At 70.4% G+C, this 26,858-nt stretch carries 29 protein-coding genes, 5 tRNA genes and 1 pseudogene; 8 read left to right on the top strand and 27 right to left on the bottom strand.

Translation table 11 applies throughout. The annotated features are described in order from the left end of the window. Window positions 1–8: 8 nt before the first annotated feature. The 9 genes from mutM to OG251_RS29270 all read right to left on the bottom strand — a co-directional run bounded on the left by mutM (window position 9) and on the right by OG251_RS29270 (window position 9,284). Window positions 9–866: a bifunctional DNA-formamidopyrimidine glycosylase/DNA-(apurinic or apyrimidinic site) lyase gene (gene mutM / locus OG251_RS29310; protein ID WP_326679915.1), complete on the bottom strand. Its 858-nt coding sequence runs from the start codon at window positions 864–866 to the stop codon at window positions 9–11. Between the two features lie 177 nt (window positions 867–1,043). Next, window positions 1,044–1,868, bottom strand: a complete 825-nt coding sequence (gene rnc, locus OG251_RS29305; protein WP_073726902.1) for a ribonuclease III — start codon at window positions 1,866–1,868, stop codon at window positions 1,044–1,046. Window positions 1,869–1,887: 19 nt separating this feature from the next. Then, window positions 1,888–2,061: a 50S ribosomal protein L32 gene (gene rpmF, locus OG251_RS29300; RefSeq protein ID WP_003965982.1), complete on the bottom strand. Its 174-nt coding sequence runs from the start codon at window positions 2,059–2,061 to the stop codon at window positions 1,888–1,890. A gap of 2 nt (window positions 2,062–2,063) precedes the next feature. Continuing rightward, entirely contained in the window at window positions 2,064–2,729 is a 666-nt protein-coding gene (locus OG251_RS29295; protein WP_326679914.1) for a YceD family protein, read from the bottom strand. Between the two features lie 168 nt (window positions 2,730–2,897). Continuing rightward, entirely contained in the window at window positions 2,898–4,016 is a 1,119-nt protein-coding gene (locus OG251_RS29290) for a cell division initiation protein (RefSeq protein ID WP_326679913.1), read from the bottom strand. A gap of 97 nt (window positions 4,017–4,113) precedes the next feature. Further along, on the bottom strand, window positions 4,114–4,593 hold the full coding sequence (coaD, locus tag OG251_RS29285) for a pantetheine-phosphate adenylyltransferase (protein WP_326681458.1): 480 nt from the start codon (window positions 4,591–4,593) through the stop codon (window positions 4,114–4,116). 26 nt (window positions 4,594–4,619) lie between these two features. Then, window positions 4,620–5,204: a 16S rRNA (guanine(966)-N(2))-methyltransferase RsmD gene (gene rsmD, locus OG251_RS29280; protein WP_326679912.1), complete on the bottom strand. Its 585-nt coding sequence runs from the start codon at window positions 5,202–5,204 to the stop codon at window positions 4,620–4,622. A gap of 129 nt (window positions 5,205–5,333) precedes the next feature. Further along, window positions 5,334–7,553, bottom strand: coding sequence for an ATP-dependent DNA helicase RecG (gene recG / locus OG251_RS29275; protein ID WP_326679911.1), 2,220 nt, complete (start codon window positions 7,551–7,553; stop codon window positions 5,334–5,336). 51 nt (window positions 7,554–7,604) lie between these two features. Then, window positions 7,605–9,284, bottom strand: a complete 1,680-nt coding sequence (locus OG251_RS29270) for a DAK2 domain-containing protein (RefSeq protein WP_326679910.1) — start codon at window positions 9,282–9,284, stop codon at window positions 7,605–7,607. 256 nt (window positions 9,285–9,540) lie between these two features. Between OG251_RS29270 and rpmB the strand changes: the two genes are divergently transcribed. After that, a complete protein-coding gene (gene rpmB, locus OG251_RS29265) occupies window positions 9,541–9,726 on the top strand; it encodes a 50S ribosomal protein L28 (protein WP_030928661.1) in 186 nt (61 codons plus the stop codon). Window positions 9,727–9,893: 167 nt separating this feature from the next. Here rpmB and thiD read toward each other — a convergent pair whose 3' ends face one another. Both thiD and OG251_RS29255 read right to left on the bottom strand, forming a co-directional pair. Next, the gene (gene thiD / locus OG251_RS29260) at window positions 9,894–10,700 is read right to left on the bottom strand and encodes a bifunctional hydroxymethylpyrimidine kinase/phosphomethylpyrimidine kinase (protein WP_326679909.1); all 807 of its coding nucleotides are present in this window, start codon (window positions 10,698–10,700) and stop codon (window positions 9,894–9,896) included. A 10-nt stretch (window positions 10,701–10,710) separates the two neighbouring features. Beyond that, complete coding sequence (locus tag OG251_RS29255) at window positions 10,711–11,682, bottom strand: thiamine-phosphate kinase (protein ID WP_326679908.1); 972 nt, start codon at window positions 11,680–11,682, stop codon at window positions 10,711–10,713. 219 nt (window positions 11,683–11,901) lie between these two features. Here OG251_RS29255 and OG251_RS29250 point away from each other — a divergent pair, with 219 nt between their 5' ends. Continuing rightward, entirely contained in the window at window positions 11,902–12,135 is a 234-nt protein-coding gene (locus OG251_RS29250; protein WP_326679907.1) for an Lrp/AsnC ligand binding domain-containing protein, read from the top strand. Window positions 12,136–12,155: 20 nt separating this feature from the next. Then, window positions 12,156–12,644: a DUF3515 domain-containing protein gene (locus tag OG251_RS29245; RefSeq protein ID WP_326679906.1), complete on the top strand. Its 489-nt coding sequence runs from the start codon at window positions 12,156–12,158 to the stop codon at window positions 12,642–12,644. Window positions 12,645–12,690: 46 nt separating this feature from the next. Here the strand turns inward: OG251_RS29245 and OG251_RS29240 are convergent, their stop codons facing one another. Genes OG251_RS29240 through OG251_RS29230 form a run of 3 tightly spaced genes read right to left on the bottom strand, consistent with a single transcriptional unit; the run spans window position 12,691 to window position 15,660 of the window. After that, a complete protein-coding gene (locus OG251_RS29240) occupies window positions 12,691–13,866 on the bottom strand; it encodes a D-alanine--D-alanine ligase family protein (protein WP_326679905.1) in 1,176 nt (391 codons plus the stop codon). Window positions 13,867–13,900: 34 nt separating this feature from the next. Next, window positions 13,901–14,911: an NAD(P)H-dependent glycerol-3-phosphate dehydrogenase gene (locus OG251_RS29235; protein ID WP_326679904.1), complete on the bottom strand. Its 1,011-nt coding sequence runs from the start codon at window positions 14,909–14,911 to the stop codon at window positions 13,901–13,903. Beyond that, entirely contained in the window at window positions 14,908–15,660 is a 753-nt protein-coding gene (locus OG251_RS29230; RefSeq protein WP_326679903.1) for a lysophospholipid acyltransferase family protein, read from the bottom strand. Before OG251_RS29230 ends, OG251_RS29235 begins: the two co-directional genes overlap by 4 nt. 149 nt (window positions 15,661–15,809) lie before the next feature. Between OG251_RS29230 and cofC the strand changes: the two genes are divergently transcribed. Continuing rightward, window positions 15,810–16,496, top strand: coding sequence for a 2-phospho-L-lactate guanylyltransferase (gene cofC / locus OG251_RS29225; protein WP_326681457.1), 687 nt, complete (start codon window positions 15,810–15,812; stop codon window positions 16,494–16,496). A gap of 10 nt (window positions 16,497–16,506) precedes the next feature. Next, the gene (locus tag OG251_RS29220) at window positions 16,507–16,710 is read left to right on the top strand and encodes a hypothetical protein (protein WP_266802461.1); all 204 of its coding nucleotides are present in this window, start codon (window positions 16,507–16,509) and stop codon (window positions 16,708–16,710) included. Between the two features lie 121 nt (window positions 16,711–16,831). Here OG251_RS29220 and OG251_RS29215 read toward each other — a convergent pair whose 3' ends face one another. The 4 genes from OG251_RS29215 to leuC all read right to left on the bottom strand — a co-directional run bounded on the left by OG251_RS29215 (window position 16,832) and on the right by leuC (window position 20,008). Beyond that, complete coding sequence (locus OG251_RS29215; protein ID WP_326679902.1) at window positions 16,832–17,509, bottom strand: HU family DNA-binding protein; 678 nt, start codon at window positions 17,507–17,509, stop codon at window positions 16,832–16,834. 143 nt (window positions 17,510–17,652) lie between these two features. Then, window positions 17,653–17,880, bottom strand: a complete 228-nt coding sequence (locus OG251_RS29210) for a hypothetical protein (protein ID WP_073726930.1) — start codon at window positions 17,878–17,880, stop codon at window positions 17,653–17,655. Between the two features lie 104 nt (window positions 17,881–17,984). Beyond that, window positions 17,985–18,578 carry a 3-isopropylmalate dehydratase small subunit gene (leuD, locus tag OG251_RS29205; protein ID WP_326679901.1) on the bottom strand — a complete coding sequence of 198 codons (594 nt, stop codon included), beginning with the start codon at window positions 18,576–18,578 and terminating at the stop codon, window positions 17,985–17,987. Between the two features lie 5 nt (window positions 18,579–18,583). Continuing rightward, on the bottom strand, window positions 18,584–20,008 hold the full coding sequence (gene leuC / locus OG251_RS29200) for a 3-isopropylmalate dehydratase large subunit (RefSeq protein WP_326679900.1): 1,425 nt from the start codon (window positions 20,006–20,008) through the stop codon (window positions 18,584–18,586). A 174-nt stretch (window positions 20,009–20,182) separates the two neighbouring features. Here leuC and ndgR point away from each other — a divergent pair, with 174 nt between their 5' ends. Further along, a complete protein-coding gene (ndgR, locus tag OG251_RS29195; RefSeq protein ID WP_003966003.1) occupies window positions 20,183–20,899 on the top strand; it encodes an IclR family transcriptional regulator NdgR in 717 nt (238 codons plus the stop codon). A 114-nt stretch (window positions 20,900–21,013) separates the two neighbouring features. On the opposite strand, the gene OG251_RS29190 is transcribed toward ndgR, so the two are convergent. Further along, window positions 21,014–21,511: a DUF4188 domain-containing protein gene (locus tag OG251_RS29190; RefSeq protein WP_326679899.1), complete on the bottom strand. Its 498-nt coding sequence runs from the start codon at window positions 21,509–21,511 to the stop codon at window positions 21,014–21,016. 92 nt (window positions 21,512–21,603) lie between these two features. Here OG251_RS29190 and OG251_RS29185 point away from each other — a divergent pair, with 92 nt between their 5' ends. Continuing rightward, window positions 21,604–22,245 (top strand): MerR family transcriptional regulator, encoded by a 642-nt coding sequence (locus OG251_RS29185; protein WP_073726936.1) that lies wholly within the window; start codon window positions 21,604–21,606, stop codon window positions 22,243–22,245. A gap of 65 nt (window positions 22,246–22,310) precedes the next feature. Here OG251_RS29185 and OG251_RS29180 read toward each other — a convergent pair. From OG251_RS29180 to OG251_RS29150, 7 genes and pseudogenes are all read right to left on the bottom strand, one after another. Next, window positions 22,311–22,383: transfer RNA gene (locus OG251_RS29180), tRNA-Glu, on the bottom strand. Window positions 22,384–22,403: 20 nt separating this feature from the next. Continuing rightward, window positions 22,404–22,475 (bottom strand) — tRNA-Gln (locus OG251_RS29175). Window positions 22,476–22,487: 12 nt separating this feature from the next. Next, a tRNA-Glu gene (locus OG251_RS29170) sits at window positions 22,488–22,560 on the bottom strand. A 60-nt stretch (window positions 22,561–22,620) separates the two neighbouring features. After that, window positions 22,621–22,693, bottom strand: a tRNA-Glu gene (locus OG251_RS29165). A 38-nt stretch (window positions 22,694–22,731) separates the two neighbouring features. Beyond that, a tRNA-Gln gene (locus tag OG251_RS29160) sits at window positions 22,732–22,803 on the bottom strand. Window positions 22,804–22,890: 87 nt separating this feature from the next. Next, entirely contained in the window at window positions 22,891–23,610 is a 720-nt protein-coding gene (locus OG251_RS29155; RefSeq protein WP_326679898.1) for an HAD family hydrolase, read from the bottom strand. Window positions 23,611–23,650: 40 nt separating this feature from the next. Continuing rightward, window positions 23,651–24,605 (bottom strand): annotated as a pseudogene (locus OG251_RS29150) (oxidoreductase). A gap of 56 nt (window positions 24,606–24,661) precedes the next feature. Here OG251_RS29150 and OG251_RS29145 point away from each other — a divergent pair. Next, on the top strand, window positions 24,662–25,291 hold the full coding sequence (locus tag OG251_RS29145) for an acyl-CoA-like ligand-binding transcription factor (protein WP_326679897.1): 630 nt from the start codon (window positions 24,662–24,664) through the stop codon (window positions 25,289–25,291). A gap of 68 nt (window positions 25,292–25,359) precedes the next feature. On the opposite strand, the gene gltX is transcribed toward OG251_RS29145, so the two are convergent. Further along, on the bottom strand, window positions 25,360–26,817 hold the full coding sequence (gene gltX / locus OG251_RS29140) for a glutamate--tRNA ligase (RefSeq protein WP_326681456.1): 1,458 nt from the start codon (window positions 26,815–26,817) through the stop codon (window positions 25,360–25,362). Between the last annotated feature and the right edge of the window lie 41 nt (window positions 26,818–26,858).

Here is a 26,858-nt window from a genome sequence, read left to right as displayed (position 1 = left end):
GGGGCCGGTCACGAGGCGCGCGGCGGCCGCTGGCAGCGCGGGCAGTAGTAGCTGGAGCGGTTCATCCAGGCCCGGCGGCGCATCGGCGTACCGCAGCGGTGGCACGGCTCGCCCTCCCGCCCGTACGCGTCGAGCGAGCGGTCGAAGTAGCCGGACTCGCCGTTCACGTTCACATAGAGGCTGTCGAAGCTGGTGCCACCCTGGTCGAGGGCCGCGTTCATCACGTCGCGGGCGTGGCCGAGCAGCTCGGCCGACTTGGGCCGGGTCAGCGTCGCGGTCGGCCGGTCGAAGTGGAGCCTGGCCCGCCACAGCGCCTCGTCGGCGTAGATGTTGCCGACGCCGCTGATCAGCGACTGGTCGAGCAGGGCGCGTTTGACCGTCGTACGGCGCAGGCGCAGGGCCGTGTGGAACGCGGCGTCGTCGAATTCCGGGTCGAGCGGGTCCCGGGCGATGTGGGCGATGGTGTCGGGAAGCCCGTCCGGGGTGTTCTCGTGGAGCGAGAGCCCGCCGAAGGTCCGCTGGTCGACGAAGCGCAGCTCGGTGCCGAGCGCGTCGTCGAACCGGATCCTGATCCGCAGGTGCTTCTCGTCGGCGGCGTCCTCGGGCTGGACGAGCAGCTGGCCGCTCATCCCGAGATGGCCCAGCAGCGAGGAGGACTCCTCTTCCAGCGGCACCCAGAGGTACTTGCCCCGTCGCATCGCCGTGCCGAACCGGACCCCGCGCAGCCGCGCCGCGAAGTCCACGCCGCCCGCGAGGTGTCTGCGGACCGCGCGCGGGTGCAGGACCTCGACCTCGGTGACGGTGCGGCCGGTGACCCAGCGCTCCAGCCCTCGCCGTACGACTTCTACCTCGGGCAGCTCGGGCACGATGGCGCTCCTGGAACGACTGGGTGGTACGGGACGACAAGGGGATGTCCGTACGGCACGGACGGTCCGGACGGCACGGACGGTCCGGACGGCACGGACGGTTCGTGCGGCACGGACGGTTCGTGCGGCACAGGGAAACCCCCCGGTGCGCTAGGCACCGAGGGGTTCCCGGTTGCTTCAGGCCGGAGCGACGTCCGTGTTCGGCGACGGCTCGGCAGGGGTGTCGGCGACCCCTCCGTCGGCTGCGGCCTTCGCCGCGGCCTCCCGCGCTTCCGCGGCGGCGCTGATCTCACGCCAGGCGGATTCCGCCGCCTGTTGCTCCGCTTCCTTCTTGCTACGGCCGGTGCCGGTGCCGTACGAGACACCACCGACGCGAGCAGCAGCAGTGAAGGTCTTCTCGTGGTCCGGGCCGGTCTCCGTGACGAGGTACTCGGGGACTCCGAGGCTCTCGCTCGCGGTGAGCTCCTGGAGGCTGGTTTTCCAGTCCAGACCGGCGCCGAGGTTCGAGGACCTGTCGATCAGCGGGTCGAAGAGCCGGTGAACCAGCTCCGAGGCCGCGCTGAGGCCCTGATCGAGGTAGACCGCACCGATCACCGCTTCAAGGGTGTCGGCGAGGATGGAAGCCTTGTCCCGGCCCCCCGTGCCCTCTTCACCGCGGCCGAGCCGGATGAAGGAGCCGAGTTCGAGGCCGCGGCCCACTTCCGCAAGTGCACGTGAGTTGACCACCGCGGCCCGCAACTTGGCCAGCTGGCCTTCGGGCAGGTCGGGGTGGGTGCGGTACAGCGTGTCCGTGACCACCAGGCCGAGCACCGAATCCCCGAGGAATTCGAGCCGCTCGTTGGTGGGCAGACCGCCGTTCTCATATGCGTACGAACGGTGGGTCAGCGCACGCACCAGAAGGGCGGACTCGAGGTGATACCCGAGCCGCCCTTCCAGAAGCGTGTGGGACGAGGCTGTGTTGACGTTGTCTGCCTGCTTCTTGGCACTGGACAACTCAGACATCGGGCCTCTCACCAGCCGCTCAGACCTCGAGGACCTGGCGCTTGTTGTAGGTGCCGCAGCTCGGGCACGCAATGTGCTGGAGCTTCGGCTCCTGGCAACGCTCGCACGAAACCAGGGTGGGGACCGCAGCCTTCCACTGCGACCGGCGGTGGCGCGTGTTGCTGCGCGACATCTTCCGCTTCGGAACAGCCACGGCTACTTCTCCTGCTTCTCGTCGACGCCAGGTTCGGCGCCGCCCATGTTGTCCTTCTCGCCGTCCTGAACGGTCTCGGCGAGTCCTTGCAGTGCCGCCCAACGAATGTCGACGGCGTCGTGGTGGTGGCCGGGATTCTCGTCCAGCCTGATTCCGCATTCGGAACACAGGCCGGCGCAGGTCTCCTTGCACACCGGCTGCATGGGCAGTGCGAGCACTACCGCGTCACGCAGCACTGACTCGAGGTCGAACAAGCCGTCCTCAAGGAAGAACACGTCCTCGTCGTCCTCGGCGTCGTCGGCCGGGTCCGCCGCTTTGCTGCGGCCCCGGTCATCGGCGTCAGGGTACGAGAACATCTCCTGGAAGTCCGCTTCGACCTCTACGGTCAGCGGCTCCAGACACCTTACGCACTCCCCCTCGGCCGACGCACGGGCGGTGCCTGTGACAAGCACCCCTTCCATGACCGACTCGAGGCGGATGTCCAGCACCACGGGTGCGCCTTCCGGCACACCGATGACGCCGTCGATACCCAGATCCTTCGGTGCCTCGACCGAGCGGGTCAGCCGCTTGAGGGCACCGGGACGCCGACCCAGCTCGTGCGTATCGAACACGAGGGGGTTTCGGTGGTCGAGGTGGCCGTTCAGGGCTTTTCCTGCTTTCGCGATCATGTGCGTCGTGCTGCATCGGAGGGGCCGACCCGGTCCGGAGTCGAAACGGGCAGCCGGGATCGCGGATCTACGCGCGACCGAAGAGCCAGGATACTTGACGTACCGCTCAGCACCCAATCCGGGCCGGAGCCGAAGGCGGGCACCCGGACCGGGGCCCGGCACCGTGCGTCAGCGGCCCTGTTCGTAGCGGCGCAGCTGCTCCAGATCGATCATGCTCGTGTCGAAGAGGCTGGTCTCGTCCAGTGCGCTCTCGCCCTGCGGGGCCGGGGCGGGCGGCTGGGCGGGCTGCTGCGGCCACCCGTAGTCCTGCTGGACCTGCTGGGGCTGCTGCTGCGCCTGTAGCTGAGCGGGGTCGTAACCCTGCTGCTGATAGGCGGCGTACGGGTCGGGCTGCTGCTGGTAGCCGTAGGCGTCCTGCTGGTACGGCTGCTCCTGGTAGCCGTACGCCTGCGCGTACTGCGGCTCGACCTGTGGCTCGGGCTGCGCCTGGGCCGGGAAGTGCGGCTGCTGGGGCTGCGGCGACGGCTGGGGCACCTGGCGCGGGTCCGGGGTGGCGAGCTCGGCGAGACCGGCCAGATAGTCGGCGTCGCTGGTGTGGCCCTGGCCGCCCGCGGCGTCCTGGGCGGCCATGTGCGCGCCGAGGTCGTCGCTGGCCACCCGGCCGTGCAGCTTCTGCCGGCCCCTGCCGACCGCTTCCAGGGTCTTGGCGAGCACCGCCTCGAAGGCACCGAGCTTGGTGTCGACGTACTCGTCGGCCCGGCGCTGGAGCGTGGCCGGGTCGGCGCTGCGCTCGGGCGCCTCGGCGAAGTCCGGGTCCTGGTAGCCCTGCTCGTCCAGGCCCTGGCCGCGTCCCAGCAGCTTCTCCCGGCCGCGGTCCACGGAGCCGATGGTCTTGGTGAGGACGACCTCGAAGTTGGCGAGCTTGCTGTCGACGTACTCGTCGGCGTCGGCCCGGACCTCGTCGGCCTCCCGGCGCGCCTCGGAGAGGATGCGGTCGGCCTCGCCCCGGGACTGCCGGGCGACCTCCGTGTCGGAGACCAGCGAGCCGCGCTGGCTGTGGGCGGACTCGATGATCCGCTCGGCCTCCTGACGGGCCTGCTCGACCAGCTGCTCACGGTCGCCGATGAGCTCCTGGGCGTGGGCCAGCGAGCCGGGCAGGGCCTGCCGCACCTCTTCGAGCATCGCGAGCAGCTCGGCGCGGTTGACCACGCACGAGGCCGACATGGGCATGGAGCGGGCGTTCCCGACCGCTTCGACGATCTCGTCGAGCTTCTTCTGCACGTCCACCGTGTGCTCGCCACTCTCTGCTGCTGTTGGAGCCGGACGGGACGACTGTAAGGCCAGTCGGCTCCCGCCCGACACCTGGTGACGGTCCGTCAGTCGCTCACTGCTCGCCGAGGCGCGCGATGAGGGCGTCGTGGACCACCGGCGGCAGCAGGTGGGTGACGTCGCCGCCCCAGGTCGCGACCTCCTTGACCAGGGACGACGACAGGAAGCTGTACGTGGGGTTGGTCGGCACGAAGAGCGTCTCGACACCGGAGAGGCCGTTGTTCATCTGGGCCATCTGAAGCTCGTAGTCGAAGTCGCTCACGGCCCGCAGGCCCTTCACGATCGCCGGGATCTCGCGCTGCTTGCAGAAGTCGACCAGCAGGCCGTGGAAGGACTCGACCTCGACGTTGCCGAAGTCGGCGGTGACCTGACGGATCAGTTCGATCCGCTCGTCCACCGTGAAGAGGCCCTTCTTGGACTGGTTGATCATCACCGCGACGTGCACGACGTCGTACAGCTTCGAGGCTCGGCCAATGATGTCGAGATGTCCGTTGGTGATGGGGTCGAAGGACCCCGGACAGACGGCGCGGCGCACCCTGATTCCCTCGCTCTCCGGTCCGGTCATCGTGCGTCTTCGCACGTAGAGGCGGCGCGACCGTACCAAAGCGTTCCCTCGCCGTAGCGGCGGGCCCGCAGGGGCTCGAATCCTTCGGGCCAGCCGAATTCTCCGCCTCTGGTGCTGCGTTCCACGGTGACGAGTGCATCGCCCGTGAGCCAGCCCTGAGCACGGAGTGTGAGCAGGATCTCGCCAAGATCGCCATCGGTGACGGCGTACGGGGGATCGAGGAAGACGACGTCGTAGGGGTCCGTGGGCGCCGGTCCTGTCACGATCTGTTCGGCTTTGCCGGTACGGACCTCGGCGCCTGGCAGGCCGAGCGTGCGGACGTTGTCCCGCACGGTGCGGACGGCCTTCGCGTCGGCTTCGACGAGCAGCGCGTGGACGGCGCCGCGGGAGAGCGCTTCGAGGCCGACGGCGCCGGACCCGGCGTACAGGTCGGCGATGCGGATGCCTTCGAGGGTGCCGAGGAGCGCTTCCCACGTGGAGAACAGGCCCTCACGCGCGCGGTCGGAGGTGGGGCGGGTGCCGGTGCCGGGCGGGACGGCCAGGCGGCGTCCGCCGGCCGAGCCGGCGATCACGCGGGTCATGGGTGTCTGGTCCTCGGGTCGCGGGGCGGCACACAGGGCGTGCGTGTGCCGTGCTCCCACGATATGGCGTCGGGCCCGCCCCGGCCTTCGCGCCTCCTCCCCGGTCCGTCCGCCGCCCGCGCGGCCCCGTCATCCCTTGTCCAGGTATTCCTCGCGCTCCTTGTCCAGCAGCGCGTCCAGCACGATGCGCAGGTCAGGCAGGTGTTCCAGCTCCGGGTCGGCGGCGACGACCGCCACGGCCTCCTCGCGGGCGGCGGCGATGACCTCCTCGTCGTCGATGACGGTGAGCATCCGCAGGGAGGAGCGGACGCCGGACTGTGCCTGGCCGAGGACGTCGCCCTCACGGCGCTGTTCCAGATCGATCCGGGAGAGCTCGAAGCCGTCGAGGGTGGCGGCCACGGCGGCGAGCCTGGCCCGTGCGGGACTGGCCTCGTGGGCCTCACTGACCAGCAGGCAGAGCCCGGGGGCCGAGCCCCGGCCGACACGTCCGCGCAACTGGTGCAGCTGGGATACGCCGAACCGGTCGGCGTCCATGATCACCATGGCCGTGGCGTTGGGGACGTTGACCCCGACCTCGATGACGGTCGTGGCGACCAGCACATCGACCTGGCCCGCGGCGAAGCGGCGCATCACGTCGTCCTTGTCGTCGGGGTGCATCCTGCCGTGCAGCACCTCGATCCGCAGTCCGGCCAGCGCGCCCCCGCGCAGCTCCTCGGTGATCTCCAGCACGGCCAGCGGCGGCCGCTTCTCCCCGTCGTCCTCGGCGGCCTTCTCCTTGGCCTTCCTGCCCTTCTTCTTCTCGGCCGCCTCGTCGGCGTCGTCGCCGATGCGGGGGCAGACGACGTACGCCTGGTGGCCGTTCTCGACCTCCTCACGGACCCGTTCCCAGGCGCGGCTGAGGAAGTGGGGCTTGTCCTTGGCGGGGACGACATGGGTGGCGATCGGTGAGCGTCCGGCCGGGAGCTGGTCCAGTACGGAGGTCTCCAGGTCACCGAAGACCGTCATCGCGACCGTACGGGGGATGGGGGTGGCGGTCATGACGAGCAGGTGGGGCGGCTGTTTTCCCTTGGAGCGCAGGGCGTCGCGCTGCTCCACTCCGAAGCGGTGCTGCTCGTCGACGACGACCAGGCCCAGGTCGTGGAACTGCACCTTGTCCTCGATCAGCGCGTGTGTGCCGATCACGATCCCGGCCTCGCCGGTGACCAGGTCGAGCAGTGCCTGCCGCCGGGCCGGGACTCCCATGGAGCCGGTGAGCAGAACGACCTTGGTGCCCCGGTCGGAGCCGCCGAGCATGCCTCCCTCGGCCAGCTCGCCCATCATCTCGGTGATGGACCGGTGGTGCTGCTGGGCGAGAACCTCGGTGGGCGCGAGCATGGCGGCCTGGCCGCCGGCGTCGACGACGGTCAGCATGGCGCGCAGGGCGACCATGGTCTTGCCGCTGCCGACCTCGCCCTGGAGGAGGCGGTGCATCGGATGCTCGGTCGCCAGGTCCCCGAAGATCTCGCCGGTGACCTTCTGCTGGCCTTCGGTGAGGGTGAAGGGCAGCTTGGCGTCGAAGGCGTCGAGCAGCCCGCCGGGGACGGATTTCCTTGCCACCGCCGGGAGTTGGGTGTCGGCGTACCGTCTGCGGGCGAGCGCGACCTGGAGGACGAACGCCTCGTCCCACTTCAGCCGCTCCCTGGCGTCCGCGATGTCCGCCCTGGTCTGCGGGCGGTGGACCTTGAGCAGCGCCTCGGGCAGCGGGGTGAAGCCGCGCCCCTCGCGCAGCGACCCGGGCAGCGGGTCGACGGCGTCCCGCGCACTGGGCAGCACGGCGTCCACAGCCTTGGCGATCCGCCAGGAGTCGAGCTGCTTGCAGGCCGGGTAGATGGGCAGCAGCCGCCCGGCGAAGGCGTCCACCGCCTCCGTCGCCTCGTCCGCGTCCGCCGCGTCCAGCAGCTGGTACGTGGGGTGGGCGAGCTGCATCTTGCGGTTGAAGACGGAGACCTTGCCCGCGAACATCGCCCGGCGGCCGGGCACGAGTTCCTTGTGCGGCTTGTGGACGCCATGGCCGAAGAAGACCAGCTGGAGGCGGCCGCTGCCGTCGGTCAGGGTCACTTCGAGGCGCTTGCCCCGGCCGTTGTTGAACACCATGATCCGGGCGTCGGCGACCTGCGCGACGACCGTCACATGCTCGTCGAGCGGGAGGTCGGCCAGCGCCGTGAGCTGACCGCGCTCCTCGTACCGCCGCGGGTAGTGGTGCAGCAGATCACCGACCGTGTGCAGGTCGAGGTGTTCGGCCATCACCTTCGCGGTGGCTCCGCCGAGCAGCTTCTTGAGGGGTTCATCGAACGCAGACACGCGTTCCATTGCACACCACGCCACTGACAAATGTCCGCCGGGCGCCACGACACGGGTCGGCTACTCCACGCCGATCAGCATCGGTGCCGCCTGGCGCCCGCCCCGGTAGACCACGGTGTCCACGGCCAGATACCCCTCGCGCACATGCTCCGCGAGCGCCTCCGCCAGGGCGTCCGGCACATCCTCGCCGAGGACCAGGGTGACCAGTTCGCCGCCCGCCGCCAGCATCCGGTCCAGTACGGTGCGGGCCGTCGTGGGCACGTCGGTGCCGATGACGGCGACGTCCCCGTCGATCAGGCCGAGGATGTCACCGGCCTGGCAGATGCCGGCCATGGTCCACGACTGCCGTTCGGCGACGGCCAGTTCGGCGTACCGGGTCGCCCCCGCCGCCGCCGTCATCGCGACCACGTCCTCGTCGAAGCTGCGGTCCGCCTCGTGGACGGCGAGCGCGGCGATGCCCTGGACCGCCGCCCGGGTGGGAATCAGGGCGACCCGGACGCCCTCGGTCCTGGCCTGCTCGGCGGCGGCTCCCGCGGTGTGCCGCAGCCCCGCGTCGTTGGGCAGGAGGACCACCTCGCGGGCGTGGGCGCGGCGGATCGCGTCGACCAGTTCGCCGCTGGCGGGCGGTTCGCCGGGGCGCGCGAGCACGGTGGTCGCACCGGCCTCCGCGCACAGCCCGGCCAGCCCGTCGCCGGGTACCACGATGACGACGGCACGCTGGGCGGGCTCCGTGTGGGGGCGGACGTCGAGGGTGCCGTCGGAGGCGAAGTGGGTGATCCGGATCCGGTACGGCCGTCCGGCCTCGACCCCGGCCTCCACCGCGGCCCCCGCGTCGTCGACATGGACGTGCACGTTCCACAGCCCGTCGCCGCCCACGACGACCAGGGAGTCCCCGAGTGCGTCCAGCCGGGTCCGCAGCCGGTCGACCGCCTCGTCGTCGGCCTCCAGCAGATAGATCACCTCGAAGGCGGGGCCGCTCCCCGGCCCGCCGGCCGCGCAGTCGTCCGGACCACCGCGCGGATCGCTGTCCGCGCCGCAGCTCGCCCCGCCGTCCGGACCGCCCGCCGCCGGAACCGCGGGGACCCTCCAGGAGTGACGTACCGGCGCCTGGCCGGACACCGTCTCCAGCAGCGCGCCGAGCACGGCGACGAGCCCCCGCCCGCCCGCGTCCACGACGCCCGCCCGGCCGAGGACGGCGAGCTGGCCGGGGGTGGCCTCCAGCGCCGCCCGCGCGCCGTCGTACGCCGCCTCCACCACCGTGACGAGACCCGGACCCGCGTCCCGCGCGGCTTCGGCTGCCGCGGTGGCCACGGTCAGCACCGTGCCCTCGACGGGGTGGGCGACGGCCTGCCGGGCGGCCGAAGCGGCCCGGGCGAGGGCCTCGCGCAGCCGGTCGGCGTCACCGCCGTCGGCCAGCACCCCCGCCATACCGCGCAGCAGCTGGGCCAGGATGGTGCCGGAGTTCCCCCGGGCACCGATCAGCGCTCCGTGCGCCATGGCCCGTACGGCGTCGGCGGCGGCGGGCACGGTCGAGCCGGTCTCATGGGCGGCGAAGACCGCTTCGACGGCGGCTGTCGCGGATTCCACGGTCAGATAGAGATTGGTGCCGGTGTCACCGTCGGCGACGGGATACACATTGATCGCGTCGATCTCCGCGCGTTCCCGGCCGAGGGCCTCCAGGGCCAGTGAGCACCAGGTGCGCACCGCGACGGCGTCCAGATCGTCGGGGAGCTGCGGCACCGATGGTCCTCCTTGAAGCGGCCGTGGCAGCGGACTGCACCGCAGGGTAGCCCGCCTGTGGTGGGTCCGGCCGGAACAGGGGGCGGGCGGACGGCGGGCGCAGTCATGGTAGTTTCGTATCTCCGGAGCAGCCGTTGTATGCTGCTTCGGTTGCCCGATGAGAGTCGGGCCATACCTCCGGTACCGCCACTTCAGTCAAATGATTCCGGCGCGCCGGAATTCACTGTAAGTGCACCTGAAGTCTTTGGAGTGACCCGTGGCTGCCAACTGCGACGTCTGCGGCAAGGGGCCGGGCTTCGGCAACAACATTTCGCACTCGCACCGCCGTACGTCTCGTCGCTGGAATCCCAACATCCAGCGCGTGCGTGCCGTGGTCGGTCGGACGCCGAAGCGGCTCAACGTCTGCACCTCGTGCATCAAGGCCGGCAAGGTCGCGCGCTGACGTTCCCGTCGTAGCGCAGCCTTCCGGTTGCCCAAAAAGCCGGTCCACCTCGGTGGACCGGCTTTTTGCTGTCCGCACGGCGGCGGACGGCGTATGTACCGGACGTACCGGAAGGGCCGTCCGGCCGCCGTCCGCCGCCGACCGCACCTGCCGGTACGGCGGCCCGGTCAGCCCTTCCGGGTCCGCCAGCCGTGGTCGACGGGTCCGATGCCGCCGCCGAGCGGGAATCCGGCCTCGATCGCCCCGGTGACGTACGCCTTCGCGCCCCGCACGGCCGTGGGCACGTCCTGGCCGAGCGCGAGGCCGGAGGCGATGGCCGAGGCGAGGGTGCAGCCGGTGCCGTGGGTGTGCCGGTTGTCGTGCCGGGGTGCGCGCAGCCAGTGCTCCTCGCCGCCGTCGGTCAGCAGGTCCACGGCCTCGCCCGGCAGATGACCGCCCTTGATGACGACCCAGCGCGGCCCGTACGCCAGGATTCCGGCGGCGGCCCGGCGCAGGTCCGCCTCGCCGGTGACGGTGATCCCGGTGAGCTGTGCCACTTCGTCGAGGTTCGGGGTGGCCACCGTGGCGACGGGCAGCAGCTTCGTCCGTACGGAATCGAGCGCTTCGGCGGCGAGCAGCGCGTCCCCGTGCTTGGAGACGCCCACCGGGTCGACGACGACCGGTGCGTCGGTTCCCGCGAGGAGTGCGGCGACGGTCTCGACCAGGGCGGCCGACGAGAGCATGCCCGTCTTCACCGCCTGGACGCCGATGTCGTCGACGACGCTGCGGTACTGGGCGGTGACGGCTTCCACCGGAAGCTCCCAGGCGCCCTGGACGCCGCGGGAGTTCTGGGCGGTGACGGCGGTCAGCACGCTCATGCCGTGCACGCCGAGGGCCAGCATCGTCTTCAGGTCGGCCTGAATGCCCGCACCGCCGCCGGAGTCGGATCCGGCGACGGTGAGGACACGCGGTGGTACGGCGGTACGTATCGGCATACGCGGCAATCTACTGGGCGTCCTCGATGTTCCCGAAGTGGTCCCAGCCGCCCTTGCTGGTCCAGGGCGCCCCGTCGACGGTGACCTGGGGCAGTGCGGAGGGGTTCAGGACCTCGCCGATCACCTTCCAGCGGGCCGGAAGCTTCACGTCCTGGGGGAACGTCGCCACGATCGCGTGGTCCTCCCCCCCGGTGAGCACCCACTGGAGCGGGTCGACGCCGACGGCCTGGCCGATGTCGGACATCTGCGAGGGGATGTCGATGAGGCCGGACCGCAGATCGATCCGGACCTTGCTGGCCTCGGCGATGTGCCCGAGGTCGGCGACCAGTCCGTCGCTGACGTCGGTCATCGCGGTGGCGCCGAGTCCGGCCGCCGCGGGGCCCGCGTGGTACGGCGGTTCGGGTCGCCGGTGGGCCTCGACGAAGGCGCGCGGCGAGCGGAAACCCCGGGAGAGCACGGCGAATCCGGCGGCGGACCAGCCGAGCCAGCCGGTGACGGCGACCACGTCGCCGGGCCGGGCGCCGGAGCGGGTCACCGGTTCGTGGTTGCGCAGGTCGCCGAGGGCGGTGATCGAGACGGTGATGGTGTCGCCGCCGACGACGTCGCCGCCGACCACGGCCGCGCCCGCGACCTGGCACTCGTCACGCAGGCCGTCCATGAGTTCACCGGCCCAGGTGACCGGGAGGTCGGCGGGGACGACGAGACCGAGGAGCAGTGCGGTGGGCACGGCGCCCATGGCCGCGATGTCGGCGAGGTTCTGGGCGGCGGCCTTGCGTCCGACGTCGTACGCGGTCGACCAGTCCCGGCGGAAGTGCCGGCCTTCCAGGAGGATGTCCGTACTGACCACGACCCTGCGGTCGGGAGCGGCCACGACCGCGGCGTCGTCGCCGGGCCCCAGCCGTACCGCCGGAGTGGTGGTGAGCCGGGAAGTGAGCTCTCTGATGAGCCCGAACTCCCCCAACTCGCCCACGGTTCCCTTCACCGAGTCTCACCTCTCATTTATCGCCCCGGACACCCGTCCGGGCCCCCGGTCGCGAGCCGTCACTGCTGTCGGTACCGTCAAGAGATACGTCAACTTCTGTCGTCTGTACGCCACGCTGTGGACGTCATACGGCCCGCAGGTCTCCCCGCGGCCCGCGGCAACGCGATACCGTGGCGTCCCTTTCCCCCACATGATCCTCGTGGCCGCCCTGGAGGTTCCGTGGTACAGGCGTACATCCTTATTCAGACCGAGGTGGGCAAGGCGTCGATCGTCGCCGAGACCATCGCCAAGATTCCGGGAGTTATCCAGGCAGAGGACGTCACCGGTCCCTACGACGTGATCGTGCGGGCCCAGTCCGACACGGTCGACGAGCTCGGCCGCATGGTGGTCGCCAAAGTGCAGCAGGTGGACGGCATCACCAGAACCCTGACCTGCCCGGTCGTCCACATCTGACCCCCGTCTAGGCTGGGCCGGTGACGTCATTCCGCCGCCGGTCCCCCCGCTCACTGTTCCTCGGTCCGTCCGCCGCCCTGCTGGTCCTGGCCGCGGCGGGCTGTTCCTCCAGCGACGCGCAGCCCTCGGTCACGGTTCCCACCCCGTCGTCGCAGGCCGCCGCGTACTGCGGAGCGCTGCACAAGGCGCTGCCGCAGACCGTCGCCGATCTCGAACGGAGTGATCCCGGACCGGATTCGGAGCTGACCGCCGGCTGGGGGGACGGGGCGATCGTACTGCGCTGCGGTGTCCCCCGGCCCGCGAAGATGGACGACGCGCAGTCCAAGGCGATCGACGCGGACGGCGTCAACTGGATGCTGGAGCAGCGCCAGGACGCCGGCCCCCGGTTCACCACCACGTACCGCGAGGCGTACGTCGAGGTGACGTTCTCCGAGGAGTACGCCCACGACGCCAGCCCGCTGGCCGCGTTCGCCGCCCCCGTCAGCAGGACGGTGCCGGAGAGTCTGTGACCGGCGGGCCGGGGCGTCGTGCTCCGGCACGCTCCCCCGGAGCGCCTCAGCGCAGTCCGGTGGAACGGGTCAGCGCGGCCTGGATCAGGCGGTCCACCAGTTCCGGGTAGTCCACGCCGCTCTCCTGCCACATGCGCGGGTACATGGAGATCGGGGTGAAGCCCGGCATCGTGTTGATCTCGTTGATGACGAACCCGCCGTCCTCGGTGAGGAAGAAGTCGGCGCGCACCAGTCCTTCGCAGGAGGTGGCCTCGAAGGCGGCGACGGCGAGGCGCTGGACCTCGGCGGTCTGCTCCGCGGTGAGCGGGGCGGGCACCAGACCGGCGGCCGAGTCGATGTACTTGGCCTCGAAGTCGTAGAAGTCGTGCGAGGTGACCGGCGGGATCTCGGCGGGCACGCTGGCCCGCGGTCCGTCCTCGAACTCCAGCACCCCGCACTCGATCTCCCGGCCGCGCAGCAGCGACTCGACGAGGAACTTGGGGTCGTGGCGGCGGGCCTCCTCGATCGCCTCGTCGAGGCCGGAGAGGTCGTCGATCTTGGTGATGCCCACTGAGGAGCCGCCGCGGGCGGGCTTGATGAAGAGCGGCCAGCCGTGCTCACCGGCGAAGTCCACGATGCGCTTGCGGGCGGCGTCGCGGTCGTTGTCCCACTCACGGGGGCGGAAGACCTCGTACGGTCCGACGGGCAGTCCGAAGGAGACGAACACCCGCTTCATGTACTCCTTGTCCTGGCCGACCGCGGAGGCGAGGACACCGGCGCCGACGTAGGGCACTCCGGAGAGTTCGAGCAGCCCCTGGAGCGTGCCGTCCTCTCCGTACGGGCCGTGCAGCACGGGGAAGACCACGTCGACCTCGCCGAGTGCCTTGGGCACCGATCCCGGTTCGCTGTAGACGACTTCGCGGCTGCCGGGGTCGACGGAGAGCACCACGGCGCCCTCGTCGGACTCGGCCAGCTGGGCCACGTTGGGCACCTGGCGGCCGGTGATGGCCATGCGTTCGGGCTCATCGGCGGTGAGTGCCCAGCGGCCGTCCGTCGTGATGCCGATCGGCAGGACGTCGTAGACGGTCCGGTCGATGGCGTTCAGGACGGCGCCGGCCGTGACGACCGAGATGCCGTGTTCGGAGCTGCGGCCGCCGAACACGACAGCCACGCGCGGCTTACGGCGCTGCTGCTCAGGGCTCTCGGGGCGCTCAGGGCTCTGGGGGAGGTTCTCGCTGCTCATATCGCGATGAGCGTACCTGCTGGTAAGGGAGACGTCAGCGCCGCTCGGCCTTGGCGCTGCGCGACATCAGCTCCTTGAGGGCGACGACCGGCGGCTTGCCCTCGTGGACGATGCCGACGACCGTCTCGGTGATGGGCATGTCGACGCCGTGCCTGCGGGCCAGGTCGAGCACCGATTCGCAGGACTTGACGCCCTCCGCGGTCTGCTTGGTGACGGCGATCGTCTCCTGGAGCGTCATGCCGCGGCCGAGGTTGGTGCCGAAGGTGTGGTTGCGCGAGAGCGGCGAGGAGCAGGTCGCCACCAGGTCGCCGAGGCCCGCCATTCCGGAGAACGTCAGCGGGTCGGCGCCCATCGCCAGGCCCAGCCGGGTGGTCTCGGCGAGTCCGCGGGTGATGAGCGAGCCCTTGGCGTTGTCGCCGAGGCCCATGCCGTCCGCGATGCCGACGGCGAGTCCGATGACGTTCTTCACGGCGCCGCCGAGCTCGCAGCCGATCACATCGGTGTTGGTGTACGGGCGGAAGTACGGGGTGTGGCAGGCGGCCTGGAGGCGCCGGGCGACGGACTCGTCCTGGCAGGCGACGACGGCCGCGGCGGGGCGGCGTTCGGCGATCTCCTTGGCGAGGTTGGGCCCGGAGATGACGGCGATGCGGTCCGGGGAGACCTTGGAGACATCCCCGATGACCTCGCTCATCAGCTTGGCGGTGCCGAGTTCGACGCCCTTCATCAGGGAGACCAGGACGGTGTGGTCCTCCAGGTACGGGGCCCAGTCGGCGAGGTTGGCGCGCAGCGTCTGCGAGGGCACGACGAGGAAGGCGAACTCGGCGCCGCGCAGCGCCTCGGCGGCATCGGTGGTGGCCCGTACCGATGCGGGGAGTTCGATGCCCGGCAGGTAGTCCGGGTTGGTACGGGTGGTGTTGATGGCCTCGGCGACTTCGGCGCGGCGGCCCCAGAGGGTGACCTCGCATCCCGCGTCGGCGAGGATCACGGCGAAAGCCGTACCCCATGAGCCGGTTCCGAAGACGGCTGCTTTGACGGGGTGCGTCACGTGGGTCCCTTTCCCTGGGCCTTGCGCCGTAGTTCAGCACGGGCTTTGCGGTGATCGTAGAGCTCTGCGGGGGCCTTCTCGCCGCGTACGTCCTCCAGCTGGGCGGTGATCGCGGCCATGATGACCTCGGTGGCCTGCCGCAGCACTTCGGGGGTCGGCTCCAGTGCGTAGAAACGGCTGAGGTCGACGGGCGGTCCCGCCTGCACGATGAGGGTCTTGCGGGGGAACAGCCGGAGCTTGTTCTCCTTGGCGTACGGCGGCATCGCGAGATTGGCGCCCCACTGGGCGACGGGGATGACCGGTGCCCTGGTCATCAGCGCCACGCGGGCGGCGCCGGTCTTGCCCGCCATCGGCCACATGTCGGGGTCGCGGGTGAGGGTGCCCTCGGGGTAGAAGGCGACGCATTCGCCCCGCTCGATGGCGTCGACGGCGGCGCGGAACGCGTCCAGCGCGTTGGTCGTCTCCCGGTAGACGGGGATCTGCCCGGTACCCCGCAGCATCATTCCGACGAACGGGGTCCGGAAGAGCCCCGCCTTCGCCAGCAGCCGCGGCACCCGGCCGGTGTTGTACTGGAAATGTCCGTACGAGAGCGGGTCCAGATACGAGTTGTGGTTGACCGCCGTGATGAATCCGCCGTCGGCCGGAATGTGTTCCGTTCCCCGCCAGTCACGCTTGAACAGAACCACCAATGGCGGTTTGGCGATGAACGCCGCCAGGCGGTACCAAAAGCCGATTCTGCGGCGGGACACTCGGACACCTTCCTCTATTACCTGACCTACTGCTGCCTGGCTACTGACGGTCAAGTCTGGCCCCAGGCCCCTGCTGTGTCGAGAACACCGTACGCCTCACCTTCGGGACCGCCCCTCCGGGTTGTCGTACCGGCAGGCGAGAATATGTCCTGACGCGTACGGAGGGGGAGATCGCCACGAACACCGACCTGACCGGGTCCTGGTCACTGGTCGTCCCGCTGAAGCCGCTCGCACGGGCCAAGAGCCGCTTGGGGCGGGCGGCGGGCGAGCTGCTGCGGCCCCGGCTGGCCCTCGCGTTCGCCCAGGACACCGTGGCCGCGGCGCTGGCCTGCCCGGGGGTGCGCGATGTGGTGGTCGTCACGGACGACACGGTGGCCGCGGCGGCCCTTTCGGCGCTCGGGGCCCGCATCCTGCCCGACACACCGGGCGCCGGGCTCAACGCCGCGCTGGCGCACGGCGCGCTGGCGGCCCGCGAGCTGCGGCCCGGCAGTGCGGTGGCGGCTCTGAACGCGGACCTGCCCGCGCTGCGCCCCGCGGAATTGGCGCGGGTGCTCGATTTTTCTTCCACTTTTCCTCGCGCATTTGTCACGGATGCGGCAGGAATCGGCACCACATTTCTGTCCGCTGCGCCGGGAGTGGAATTGCGCCCGGCTTTCGGCGGGCCTTCCCGCGCCCGCCACCTGGCGTCGGGAGCGGCGGAAATTCATCTGGCCGGCCTCGACTCGGTCCGCCGGGACGTGGACACCGGGGAGGATCTGCGGGTGGCTCTGACGCTCGGCGTGGGCCCGCACACGGCGGATCTGAACGCTTCGGCCGCCCCGGCCCGCGACCGATAGGCTGCCGCCCATGCAGGCGACCTCGTACACGTACGACTCCGAGACCCGCACCGGCAGCGTGCTGCTGGACGACGGCACCCCGGTGGATTTCGACGCCCCGGCCTTCGACGCGGGCGGCCTGCGGCTGCTGCGTCCGGGCCAGCGGGTCCGGATCGAGGGCGAGGGAGAGGGCGCGGCCCTGCGGATCACCCTGGTGACGCTGCAGACGTTCTGAGACGGTCCGGGGACCTCTGCGCGGCCCGCGAAGGCCGTCCGGACCCCGGACAGCCCGCGGGCCGGGCTCCCCCGAGGGGAGCCCGGCCCGGCGCGTGTGAGGAGCGAGCGTGTGCCCGGTCTCACTTCTTGCGTGCAGTGGCCTTCTTGGCCGTGGTCTTGCGCGCCGTGGTCTTCTTCGCGGGCGCCTTCTTCGCCGTGGTCTTCTTGGCGGGCGCGGTCTTGCTGGCGACGGCCTTCTTGGCGGTCGTCGTGGCCTTCTTCGCCGGGGCCGCCTTCTTCGCGGTCGCCGTGGCCTTCTTGGCCGTCGCGGTGGCCTTCTTCGCCGTCGCGGTGGTCTTCTTGGCGGTGGCGGTGGTCTTCTTCGCCGCTGCCACGGTCTTCTTGGCGGTGGCCTTCTTCGCCACGGCCTTCTTGGCGGTGGCCTTCTTGGCCGCGGCCTTCGCCGTCGTACGGGTGGAAGATCCGCCCGAGAGGCTGCCCTTGGGCGCCTTCTTCACGGCCACGTCGTTCTTGGGGAGCTTCTTGGAGCCGCTCACCAGGTCCTTGAAGCCCTGTCCCGCACGGAAGCGGGGCACCGAGGTCTTCTTGACCCGTACGCGCTCACCCGTCTGCGGGTTGCGGGCGTACCGGGCGGGACGGTCGACCTTCTCGAACGAGCCGAAGCCGGTGACCGAGACACGGTCCCCGGCGACAACGGCACGGACGATCGCGTCGAGTACCGCGTCGACGGCGTCTGCGGCCTGCTGACGGCCGCCGACCTTGTCGGCAATCGCTTCTACGAGCTGCGCCTTGTTCACGTCTTCCCCTTCGGAGACATAGCCAGAACGAAAGTGTTCAAGCTTTTTCGCACGTTAGGCAGATATATACCGCAAATCAAACACGAAACGGGCTAATCACCCTAGTGCCGCAACGAAGTCGACCGCTGCACAGTTCCGCAGAGTCAGTCACCTTCGGGGAATCGGCCCTCATCGAGGTCCTTCATCAACCGGTCCAGACGCCTTGCCGCATCTGGGAGATCGTGCTTCGCCGCGGCCGTGACGACCAGCAGCTTCCGGGACAGCGCCATCCTTACGCCCTCCGGGACTTGCAGTGCACGCACCCTTGCGTGCGCTTCCTTCAATCGGTCGGCGACTTGGCCATAGAGCTTGAGTTGGCTGTCGCGTCCCATGCACCGATTGTGCCATCTGGGGCGAGTTGTCGCCCGAGGGGGGCTCAACAAGCGACTGCGCCCCCTACCCGAAGGCAGGGGGCGCAGTCCTGGAAAAGCGCTGCTCAGACCTCAATTGTACGCGGCTTGAAGGTCGGCCTTGCCGCCTCATAAGTCGCAATGTCCGCTTCGTTCTGAAGGGTGAGGCTGATGTCGTCGAGCCCGTTGAGCAGCCGCCAGCGGGCGTTCTCGTCGAGCTCGAAGTCGGCCGTGATGCCCTCGGCCCGGACCTGCCGCGCCTCCAAGTCGACGGTGATCTCGGCCGTTGGGTCGGCGTCCGTCAGCTCCCAGAGCGCGTCGACGACCTGCTGGTCCAGGACCACGGTCAGCAGCCCGTTCTTCAGCGAGTTCCCGCGGAAGATGTCGGCGAACCGGGACGAGATGACGGTCCTGAAGCCGTAGTTCTGCAGGGCCCAGACCGCGTGCTCGCGGGACGAACCGGTGCCGAAGTCGGGACCGGCCACCAGGACCGAGGCGCCGCGCCGCTCGGGGCGGTTGAGGACGAAGTTCTCGTCCTTGCGCCACGCCTCGAAGAGCCCGTCCTCGAAGCCGTCGCGGGTGACCTTCTTCAGCCAGTGGGCGGGGATGATCTGGTCGGTGTCGACGTTGCTGCGGCGCAGCGGGACGGCCCGGCCGGTGTGTGCGGTGAAAGCTTCCATGGTTCTCAGACTCCGGCGGGCGTACGGGCGTCGGACAGGTCGGCGGGCGAGGCCAGATGGCCCAGCACCGCGGTGGCGGCGGCGACCTGCGGGGAGACCAGGTGGGTGCGGCCGCCCTTGCCCTGCCGGCCCTCGAAGTTACGGTTCGAGGTGGAGGCGGAGCGCTCGCCGGGGGCCAGCTGGTCGGGGTTCATGCCGAGACACATCGAACAGCCCGCGTGCCGCCATTCGGCTCCCGCGGTGGTGAAGACCTTGTCCAGGCCCTCCGCGACGGCCTGGAGCGCGACCCGGACGGAGCCGGGGACGACCAGCATCCGCACCCCGTCGGCGACTTTGCGGCCCTCCAGGATCGAGGCCGCGTTGCGCAGGTCCTCGATCCGGCCGTTGGTGCAGGAACCTACGAAGACGGTGTCGACGTTGATGTCCCGCAGCGGCTGTCCGGCGGTCAACCCCATGTACTCCAGGGCCTTTTCGGCGGCGTTCCGCTCCGAGGCGTCCTCGTACGAAGCAGGGTCGGGGACGTGTCCGGAGAGGGGCGCGCCCTGGCCGGGGTTGGTGCCCCAGGTGACGAACGGGGCCAGTTCGGCGGCCTCGATGACGACCTCGGCGTCGAAGACGGCGTCGTCGTCGGTACGCAGCGTGCGCCAGTACGCGACGGCGGCGTCCCAGTCCTCGCCCTGCGGGGCGTGGTCACGGCCCCGCAGGTAGTCGAAGGTGGTCGCGTCCGGGGCGATCATGCCCGCGCGGGCACCGGCCTCGATCGACATGTTGCAGATGGTCATCCGGGCCTCCATCGAGAGCTTCTCGATGGCGGAGCCGCGGTATTCGAGGATGTATCCCTGGCCGCCGCCGGTGCCGATACGGGCGATGATCGCCAGGATCAGGTCCTTCGCGGTGACGCTGTCGGGCAGTTCGCCCTCGACGGTGATGGCCATGGTCTTCGGGCGGGCCAGCGGCAGCGTCTGGGTGGCCAGGACGTGCTCGACCTGGCTGGTGCCGATGCCGAACGCCAGCGCGCCGAACGCGCCGTGCGTGGAGGTGTGGGAGTCACCGCAGACCACCGTCGTACCGGGCTGGGTCAGCCCCAGCTGCGGGCCGACCACGTGCACGACGCCCTGCTCGACGTCGCCCAGCGGGTGCAGCCGGACACCGAAGTCCGCGCAGTTCTTGCGCAGGGTCTCCAGCTGGGCACGCGAGACCGGGTCGGCGATCGGCTTGTCGATGTCGATCGTCGGGGTGTTGTGGTCCTCGGTGGCGAGGGTGAGGTCGAGGCGCCGCACCGGACGTCCGGCCTGGCGCAGACCGTCGAACGCCTGCGGGCTGGTCACCTCGTGCAGCAGGTGAAGATCGATGAAGAGAAGGTCGGGCTCGCCCTCCGCGCGCCGGACGACATGGTCGTCCCAGACCTTCTCCGCGAGTGTCCTACCCATCGCTTTCCCTCCGGCCGGCGTCTTCGCCGGCCCAACTAGAGATGTGGTGCGCCGCCGTCCGGACCCCCGAGCGGGGCGGCGGCTGCGGGCCGTTGTGTGGCCGCCCGTACAGGTTCGCAACTTCCGCCGAAAATTGAACTTGCGTTTCACAGAGTGAGACGCAAGTATCGTCGTATGGACAACTCTAGCGGCGTCGGCGTTCTCGACAAGGCGGCTCTGGTATTGAGCGCCCTGGAGTCCGGTCCGGCCACCCTCGCCGGGCTGGTCGCTGCGACCGGGCTCGCACGGCCCACGGCCCATCGGCTGGCCGTGGCACTGGAACACCACCGCATGGTGGCGAGGGACATGCAGGGCCGGTTCATTCTCGGCCCCCGGCTCTCGGAACTCGCGGCGGCGGCCGGCGAGGACCGGCTGCTGGCCACGGCGGGACCGGTGCTCACCCATCTTCGCGACATCACCGGCGAGAGCGCTCAGCTCTACCGCCGGCAGGGCGACATGCGGATCTGTGTGGCGGCGGCGGAACGGCTGTCCGGACTCCGGGACACGGTACCGGTCGGCTCCACGCTCACCATGAAGGCGGGATCCTCCGCCCAGATCCTGATGGCCTGGGAGGAACCGGAGCGTCTGCACCGCGGCCTCCAGGGCGCCAGGTTCACGGCGACGGCCCTCTCGGGCGTACGGCGCCGGGGCTGGGCCCAGTCGATCGGCGAGCGGGAACCGGGCGTCGCCTCGGTCTCGGCGCCGGTGCGCGGCCCCTCGAACCGGGTGGTCGCCGCGGTCTCGGTCTCCGGGCCCATCGAGCGGCTGACCCGCCACCCGGGCCGGATGCACGCACAGGCGGTCATCGACTCGGCAGCACGGCTGAGCGAGGCCCTGCGCCGCACGGGCTGACGCCCACCGGTCACCCCGCTCCTCCCGGTAACACCCCTTCCCCTTCCCCGGAAGGCCGCCCCAGCGCCGTGGCGGCCCCCCTCACCTCCCCGGACTGCCCCCCGGCACCTCTTCTCACCCCTCGGACGAGCGGTGCGCGAGACGGTCCGCCGCCCGGCGGCCCCGCTCCTCGATCGGCAGCACACCGGTCGCCGCCGACAGGCCGTACGCCGGCATATCGGCGTAGATCGACTCGTAACCCCCCTCGGGCACGATGTAGCTCTCGTGCCACAGCCCCACATGCTGCCGGGAGTTCTTCTCCTTGCGATTGATCCTCGCCCAGGCCCTGTGGTGGAACATGTCGGGAGCGCTCGCGTACGCGTACAGCTTCTCCTTCGACTCCCAGTACTGAACGACGTAGTAGGTGCGTGGCGAGCCGGTGAGCAGCGTGTAGCCGAGCAGGCCCCGGCTCCTGTCCCTGGCCAACTCCCGCAGCATGCGCGGCATCGCGGCGAAGACGGGCAGCCAGTGGTGCACCCCCCAGAAGTGGTTGATGCGCATCCCGATCAGCAGGACGACGACCTCGCCCTCCGCGGCTGCCGTCGTCCGGCCCGGTATCGGCTTCGCGAACATGCTGTGCACCCCTGGTTCCGTTGGAGAGTTTCGCTATCCAATGATTGGATAGTTCCACCACCCAAGGGGCGGCGCAAGGGAAGGCGCAGAGAATGCGACTGTCGGAACTGAGTGAACAGAGCGGCGTCTCGACGGCGACGATCAAGTACTACCTGCGCGAGCGGCTGCTGCCGCCGGGCAGGCGGATCAGCGCGACGCAGGCCGAGTACGACGAGGGGCATCTGCGCCGGCTGCGTCTGGTGCGGGCGCTGATCCAGATCGGGCGCCTGCCGGTGGCCACGGCCCGCGAGGTGCTGGCCCATGTCGACGACGAGTCGCTGGGCCGGACGATCCGTCTGGGCGCCGCTCTGTGGGCCCTGCCGCACGGCCCCGATCCCGACGAGGACGCCCCGGAGACGGCCACCGCCCGCGCCGAGGTGACCCGGCTGCTCGGCGAGTTGGGCTGGGAAACCGCGCTGGAACTCGGCGACCTCTCCCCCGTCCACCGGTCGCTGGTCGCTTCCGTGGCCACCCTCGGCAAGCTCGGATACCCCTGTGACATCGCGTACTTGACCCGGCAGGCCCGCATCATGGAACAGGCGGCCGTGCACGATCTGGACGAGATGGAGACGTACGCCTCCGAGGCGGAGCAGGTCGAGAACGCCATCGCCTCGGCCGTGCTCTACGAGCCGCTGCTGATGTCGCTGCGCAGGCTGGCCCAGGGCGAGGAGTCGGCCCGGCGGTACGGGCTGTAGCCGCCGCCCCGGAACGGAAGAAGGCCCTCCACCGAGGTGAAGGGCCTTCCCGTACTGCTCTGTTGTACCCCCGACCGGATTCGAACCGGCGCTACTGCCGTGAGAGGGCAGCGTGCTAGGCCGCTACACAACGGGGGCGTGTTCACTGCTGACTTGCGCTGGGCTACCAGGACTCGAACCTAGAATGACGGTACCAGAAACCGTAGTGTTGCCAATTACACCATAGCCCATGGTGTGACAAGTACCCCCGACCGGATTCGAACCGGCGCTACTGCCGTGAGAGGGCAGCGTGCTAGGCCGCTACACAACGGGGGCCCTAGCGATCCTGCATCAAGAACGTGGGTGCGACCCAGATGTTCTCGCGGGAAGGATCTGTACCCCCGACCGGATTCGAACCGGCGCTACTGCCGTGAGAGGGCAGCGTGCTAGGCCGCTACACAACGGGGGCGTGTTTACTACTGATTTGCGATTTACTGCTGACGTGCGCTGGGCTACCAGGACTCGAACCTAGAATGACGGTACCAGAAACCGTAGTGTTGCCAATTACACCATAGCCCACTGAAACGCAACCCCCGGAGGAGTCTTATTTCTGTCTGCGCTTCCCGGCCGGATCTTTCGGCCCGCTCGGGCGGCGCAGGAAGAACATTACCCGAAGGTGTCCGGCGCTCCAAAACGGGTATTGCCCGCCAGCAGCCCGGGAAGCTGATCGAGCCCGGTGATCCGGACAAGATCCTCCCGTCCGCCCCTTCCCCGGCGGTCCAGCCAGATCCCCGCCAGCCCGGCGGCGACCGCGCCGCTCGCGTCGATGTCCGGCTCATCTCCCACGTACGCCACCTCGTGCGGCGCGAGCCCGAGCTCCTCGCAGGCCGCGTGGAAGGCGCCGGCGTGCGGCTTGGAGATCCCCAGGTCGACGGCGCACACCAGCGCCTCGAACCGGTCCCGCACACCGAGCACGGTCAGTTTGCGGTGCTGGTTGTGGAGGCTGGAGTTCGACAGGACCGCGTGCCGGTAGTCACGCGCCAGCAGGTCCAGCACCGGCACCACATCGGGAAAGAGCGTCCAGGCGGCCTCGTAGTGCGCCGCGTGCCGGCCGAACCACTCGTCGGCCTCGGCGTCCTCCATCGCCTGGGAAAGGAATTCCCGCACCCGGTCGCGGCGTTGCCCCAGGAAGTCGGTCTCCCCCGCGGCGCACCGCGCCCAGTGCACATCGGTCACCGCCCGCCACCCGTCGAGGGCCTGCTCGACGGAGGTGTACCCGCTGGGCAGGCCCTCGCGTTCCAGGTGCCGTTGCATGCCGATGCGGTCGGCGCCCGAATAGTCGAAGATCGTGTCGTCGATGTCCCAGAGGACTGCTCGGATCGGCATGCGCCGAGGTTAGCCGGGGGCCCGCCGGGGAGCCAGACCGTCACCCGGCGCGCGGGGGCAGTCCGGGCGCCGGGAGCGCGATCCGTACGTCGGTCAGGCGTTCCGACAGCTCCCACAGGCGGCGGGCGGTCCCGGTGTCGGCCGCGCGGGGACAGCCGCACCCGGGTCGGGGCGCCCCGCAGTTCCGCCGGGCCGCCGGGGCCGATGAACTCGCCGCCCTCCACGTCCGGGGCCGTCGCCGCGTACAGCTGCGGCAGCGCCCCCGCGTCGGGGCCCTGGGCGAGCAGCGGGTTGCCGATGCGGCCGAGCACGACCCGCCACAGGCGGACCGGCGCGCCCCTCTGGAGGTTGGTGGCGGTGTAGCCGGGGTGGGCGAGCACGCTGCGCACGGGGCTGCCGGCCCCGGTCAGGCGGCGGTGGAGTTCCCGCCCGAAGACGGCGTTGGCGAACTTCGACCCGTTGTAGAAGCCCATCGGCGAGTAGCCGCGCTCGCCGGTGAGGTCGTCGAAGTCCAGCCGTCCCTTGTGGTGGTTGACCGAGCTGACCGTGACGACCCGGGGGTCGCGCCCGGCGGTGAGGAGGTCCAGCAGCAGCCCGGTGAGGGCGAAGTGCCCCAGGTGATGGGCCGCGAACTGGAGCTCGTGGCCCTGCGCGCTCAGGGTGCGGGGCGGCGCCAGGACGCCCGCGTTGTTGACGAGCACGTCCAGCCGCCGATGGTCGGCGTGCAGCCCGGCGGCGAAGGCGCGGACCGAGTCGAGGTCGGCCAGGTCGAGGCGGCGCACCTCCAGGGCCGCGTCGGGCTGCTCGGCGGTGATCCCGGCGGCCGCGCGGTGGCCCTTCGCCTCGTCGCGCACCGCGAGGATCACCCGCCCTCCCCGGCGGGCGAGTGCCCGGGTGGTGGCCAGGCCGAGGCCGCTGTTGGCCCCGGTGACGACGAACACCCTCGTGGACTGGTCCGGGATCCGTTCGGCGGTCCAGCGCTGCTTCTGTGTCATACGGCAGACAGTGCCGAAGATGGCACTTGGTGTCAAGAAGATACCGAGTGCCATCCATGGCATGGCGATACGATCACGGGGTGAGCCCTCCCCCCGAAGTCAGCCTCGCCCAGCGCAAACGTCAGCTCGTCGCGAACGAGTTGACCGAAGCGGCGCTGCAACTGCTCGCGCTGCGGGGGTTCGACGCCGTCACCGTGGACGAGATCGTCGCCGCGGCCGGGGTGTCCAAGCGCACGTTCTTCCGGTACTTCGCGTCCAAGGAGGACGTGGTCGTCCAGTTCCTGGCCGGGATGGGGACCGGCATGCACGCGGAGCTGGCCTCCCGGCCCGTCGGGGAACCGCCCTCCGTGGCGCTGCGGCACGCCGTCTGGGCCGCGATGTCCGCCTGCGCCGACCACTCCGAGCGGGCGCTTCGCGTGGTGCGGCTGATTCTGCGTACCCCTGCCCTGCGCGCCCGCTTCCTGGAGCACCAGGCGCGGTGGCGCGACGACCTCGCGGCGGAGCTGGCACGCCGCGCGGGGCTCGATGCCGAGACCGACCTGTACCCGCGGCTGGCGGCGGGAATGGCGCTGGCCGCCTTCGACACCGTGCTGCAGCGGTGGAGCGGCAGTGAGGGCGCCGAGGATCCGGCCGCGCTGACCGACCGGGCCTTCACGGTCATCGCCCCGGCGCTGGACGCCGTCTGACGGCGGAACGCCGATGGGGTGGCCGCTCCCTCGGGAGCGGCCACCCCATGGTGGTGAAGCGGTAGCGGTCAGCCGGCCAGTTTCGCCAGTGCCGCGTCCACCCGGGCGAGGCTCTTCTCGCGGCCCAGGATCTCCATGGACTCGAAGAGCGGCAGGCCGACCGTACGGCCGGTGACGGCCACGCGGACCGGGGCCTGGGCCTTGCCGAGCTTCAGGCCGTGCGCCTCACCGGCGGTGAGCACGGCGTTCTTCAGGGCCTCGGCGTTCCACTCGGCGGCGGCCAGGTTGGCACGGGCCGTGGTCAGCAGGGCGTCGGAGCCCTCCTTCATCGCCTTGGTCCAGGACGCCTCGTCCTCGACCGGCTCGTCGAGGAAGAGGAAGTCGACGTTGTCGGTGATGTCCGAGAGGACGGTGACCCGCGTCTGGGCGTGCGGGGCGATCTCCGCGAACTTCTCCGCGTCGAAGGACTCCGGGGCCCACGGGGCGAACGGGGCCCTGAGCCAGGGGCCGCACGCCTCGGTGAACGCCTTCACGTCGAGCCTGCGTACGTGCTCGGCGTTGATGTGCTCGCACTTCTTGAGGTCGAAGCGGGCCGGGTTGGCGTTGACGTCCTTGATGTCGAACGCCGCGACCATCTCGTCCATGGTGAAGATGTCGCGGTCCTCGGCGATCGACCAGCCCAGCAGCGAGAGGTAGTTCAGCAGCCCCTCGGGGAGGAAGCCGCGCTCGCGGTAGAGGTTGAGCGAAGCCTGCGGGTCGCGCTTGGACAGCTTCTTGTTGCCCTCGCCCATGACGTACGGGAGGTGGCCGAAGGCCGGGGTGTCCTTGGCGATGCCCAGCTCGATGAGTGCCCGGTACAGGGCGATCTGGCGCGGGGTGGAGGAGAGCAGGTCCTCGCCGCGCAGGACGTGGGTGATCTCCATCAGCGCGTCGTCGACCGGGTTGACCAGCGTGTAGAGCGGGGCGCCGTTGGCCCGGACGATGCCGTAGTCCGGCACGTTCTCCGGCTGGACGGTGATGTCGCCGCGGACCAGGTCGGTGAAGGTGAGCGCCTCGTCGGGCATCCGGAAACGGACGATGGAGGTGCGGCCCTCGGCCCGGTACGCGGCGATCCGCTCGGCCGTGAGGTCGCGGCAGTGTCCGTCGTACCCGGACGGCTTGCCGGCCGCACGGGCGGCGTCGCGGCGGGTGTCGAGCTCCTCGGTGGTGCAGTAGCAGTGGTACGCGTGACCGGCCGCGAGGAGCTTGTCGGCGACGTCCTTGTAGATGTCCATGCGCTGCGACTGGCGGTACGGGGCGTGCGGGCCGCCGGTCTCGGGGCCCTCGTCCCAGTCGAGGCCGAGCCAGCGCATCGAGTCGAGCAGCTGGTCGTACGACTCCTCGGAGTCGCGCGCCGCGTCGGTGTCCTCGATGCGGAAGACCAGGGTGCCCTTGTTGTGCCGGGCGAAGGCCCAGTTGAACAGGGCGGTCCGGACCAGACCCACATGGGGGTTGCCGGTCGGGGAGGGACAGAAACGTACGCGAATGGGTGTCCCCTGCTCGTCGAGCGGAGCCGAGAGCTCGGGGG

The sequence above is a fragment of the Streptomyces sp. NBC_01237 genome (genome assembly GCF_035917275.1).
Classification (GTDB): domain Bacteria; phylum Actinomycetota; class Actinomycetes; order Streptomycetales; family Streptomycetaceae; genus Streptomyces.
This window is presented reverse-complemented; position numbering and strand designations above follow the sequence as displayed.

Bases quoted from the DNA above. Each gene is read 5' to 3' on its own strand.
- rnc (WP_073726902.1), bottom strand. From the start codon at position 1,868: ATGTCTGAGTTGTCCAGTGCCAAGAAGCAGGCAGACAACGTCAACACA.
- OG251_RS29295 (WP_326679914.1), bottom strand. From the start codon at position 2,729: ATGATCGCGAAAGCAGGAAAAGCCCTGAACGGCCACCTCGACCACCGA.
- rsmD (WP_326679912.1), bottom strand. From the start codon at position 5,204: ATGACCCGCGTGATCGCCGGCTCGGCCGGCGGACGCCGCCTGGCCGTC.
- recG (WP_326679911.1), bottom strand. From the start codon at position 7,553: ATGGAACGCGTGTCTGCGTTCGATGAACCCCTCAAGAAGCTGCTCGGC.
- thiD (WP_326679909.1), bottom strand. From the start codon at position 10,700: ATGCCGATACGTACCGCCGTACCACCGCGTGTCCTCACCGTCGCCGGA.
- OG251_RS29240 (WP_326679905.1), bottom strand. From the start codon at position 13,866: ATGAGCAGCGAGAACCTCCCCCAGAGCCCTGAGCGCCCCGAGAGCCCT.
- OG251_RS29220 (WP_266802461.1), top strand. From the start codon at position 16,507: ATGCAGGCGACCTCGTACACGTACGACTCCGAGACCCGCACCGGCAGC.
- OG251_RS29210 (WP_073726930.1), bottom strand. From the start codon at position 17,880: ATGGGACGCGACAGCCAACTCAAGCTCTATGGCCAAGTCGCCGACCGA.
- leuD (WP_326679901.1), bottom strand. From the start codon at position 18,578: ATGGAAGCTTTCACCGCACACACCGGCCGGGCCGTCCCGCTGCGCCGC.
- leuC (WP_326679900.1), bottom strand. From the start codon at position 20,008: ATGGGTAGGACACTCGCGGAGAAGGTCTGGGACGACCATGTCGTCCGG.
- ndgR (WP_003966003.1), top strand. From the start codon at position 20,183: ATGGACAACTCTAGCGGCGTCGGCGTTCTCGACAAGGCGGCTCTGGTA.
- OG251_RS29190 (WP_326679899.1), bottom strand. From the start codon at position 21,511: ATGTTCGCGAAGCCGATACCGGGCCGGACGACGGCAGCCGCGGAGGGC.
- OG251_RS29185 (WP_073726936.1), top strand. From the start codon at position 21,604: ATGCGACTGTCGGAACTGAGTGAACAGAGCGGCGTCTCGACGGCGACG.
- OG251_RS29155 (WP_326679898.1), bottom strand. From the start codon at position 23,610: ATGCCGATCCGAGCAGTCCTCTGGGACATCGACGACACGATCTTCGAC.
- OG251_RS29145 (WP_326679897.1), top strand. From the start codon at position 24,662: ATGGCATGGCGATACGATCACGGGGTGAGCCCTCCCCCCGAAGTCAGC.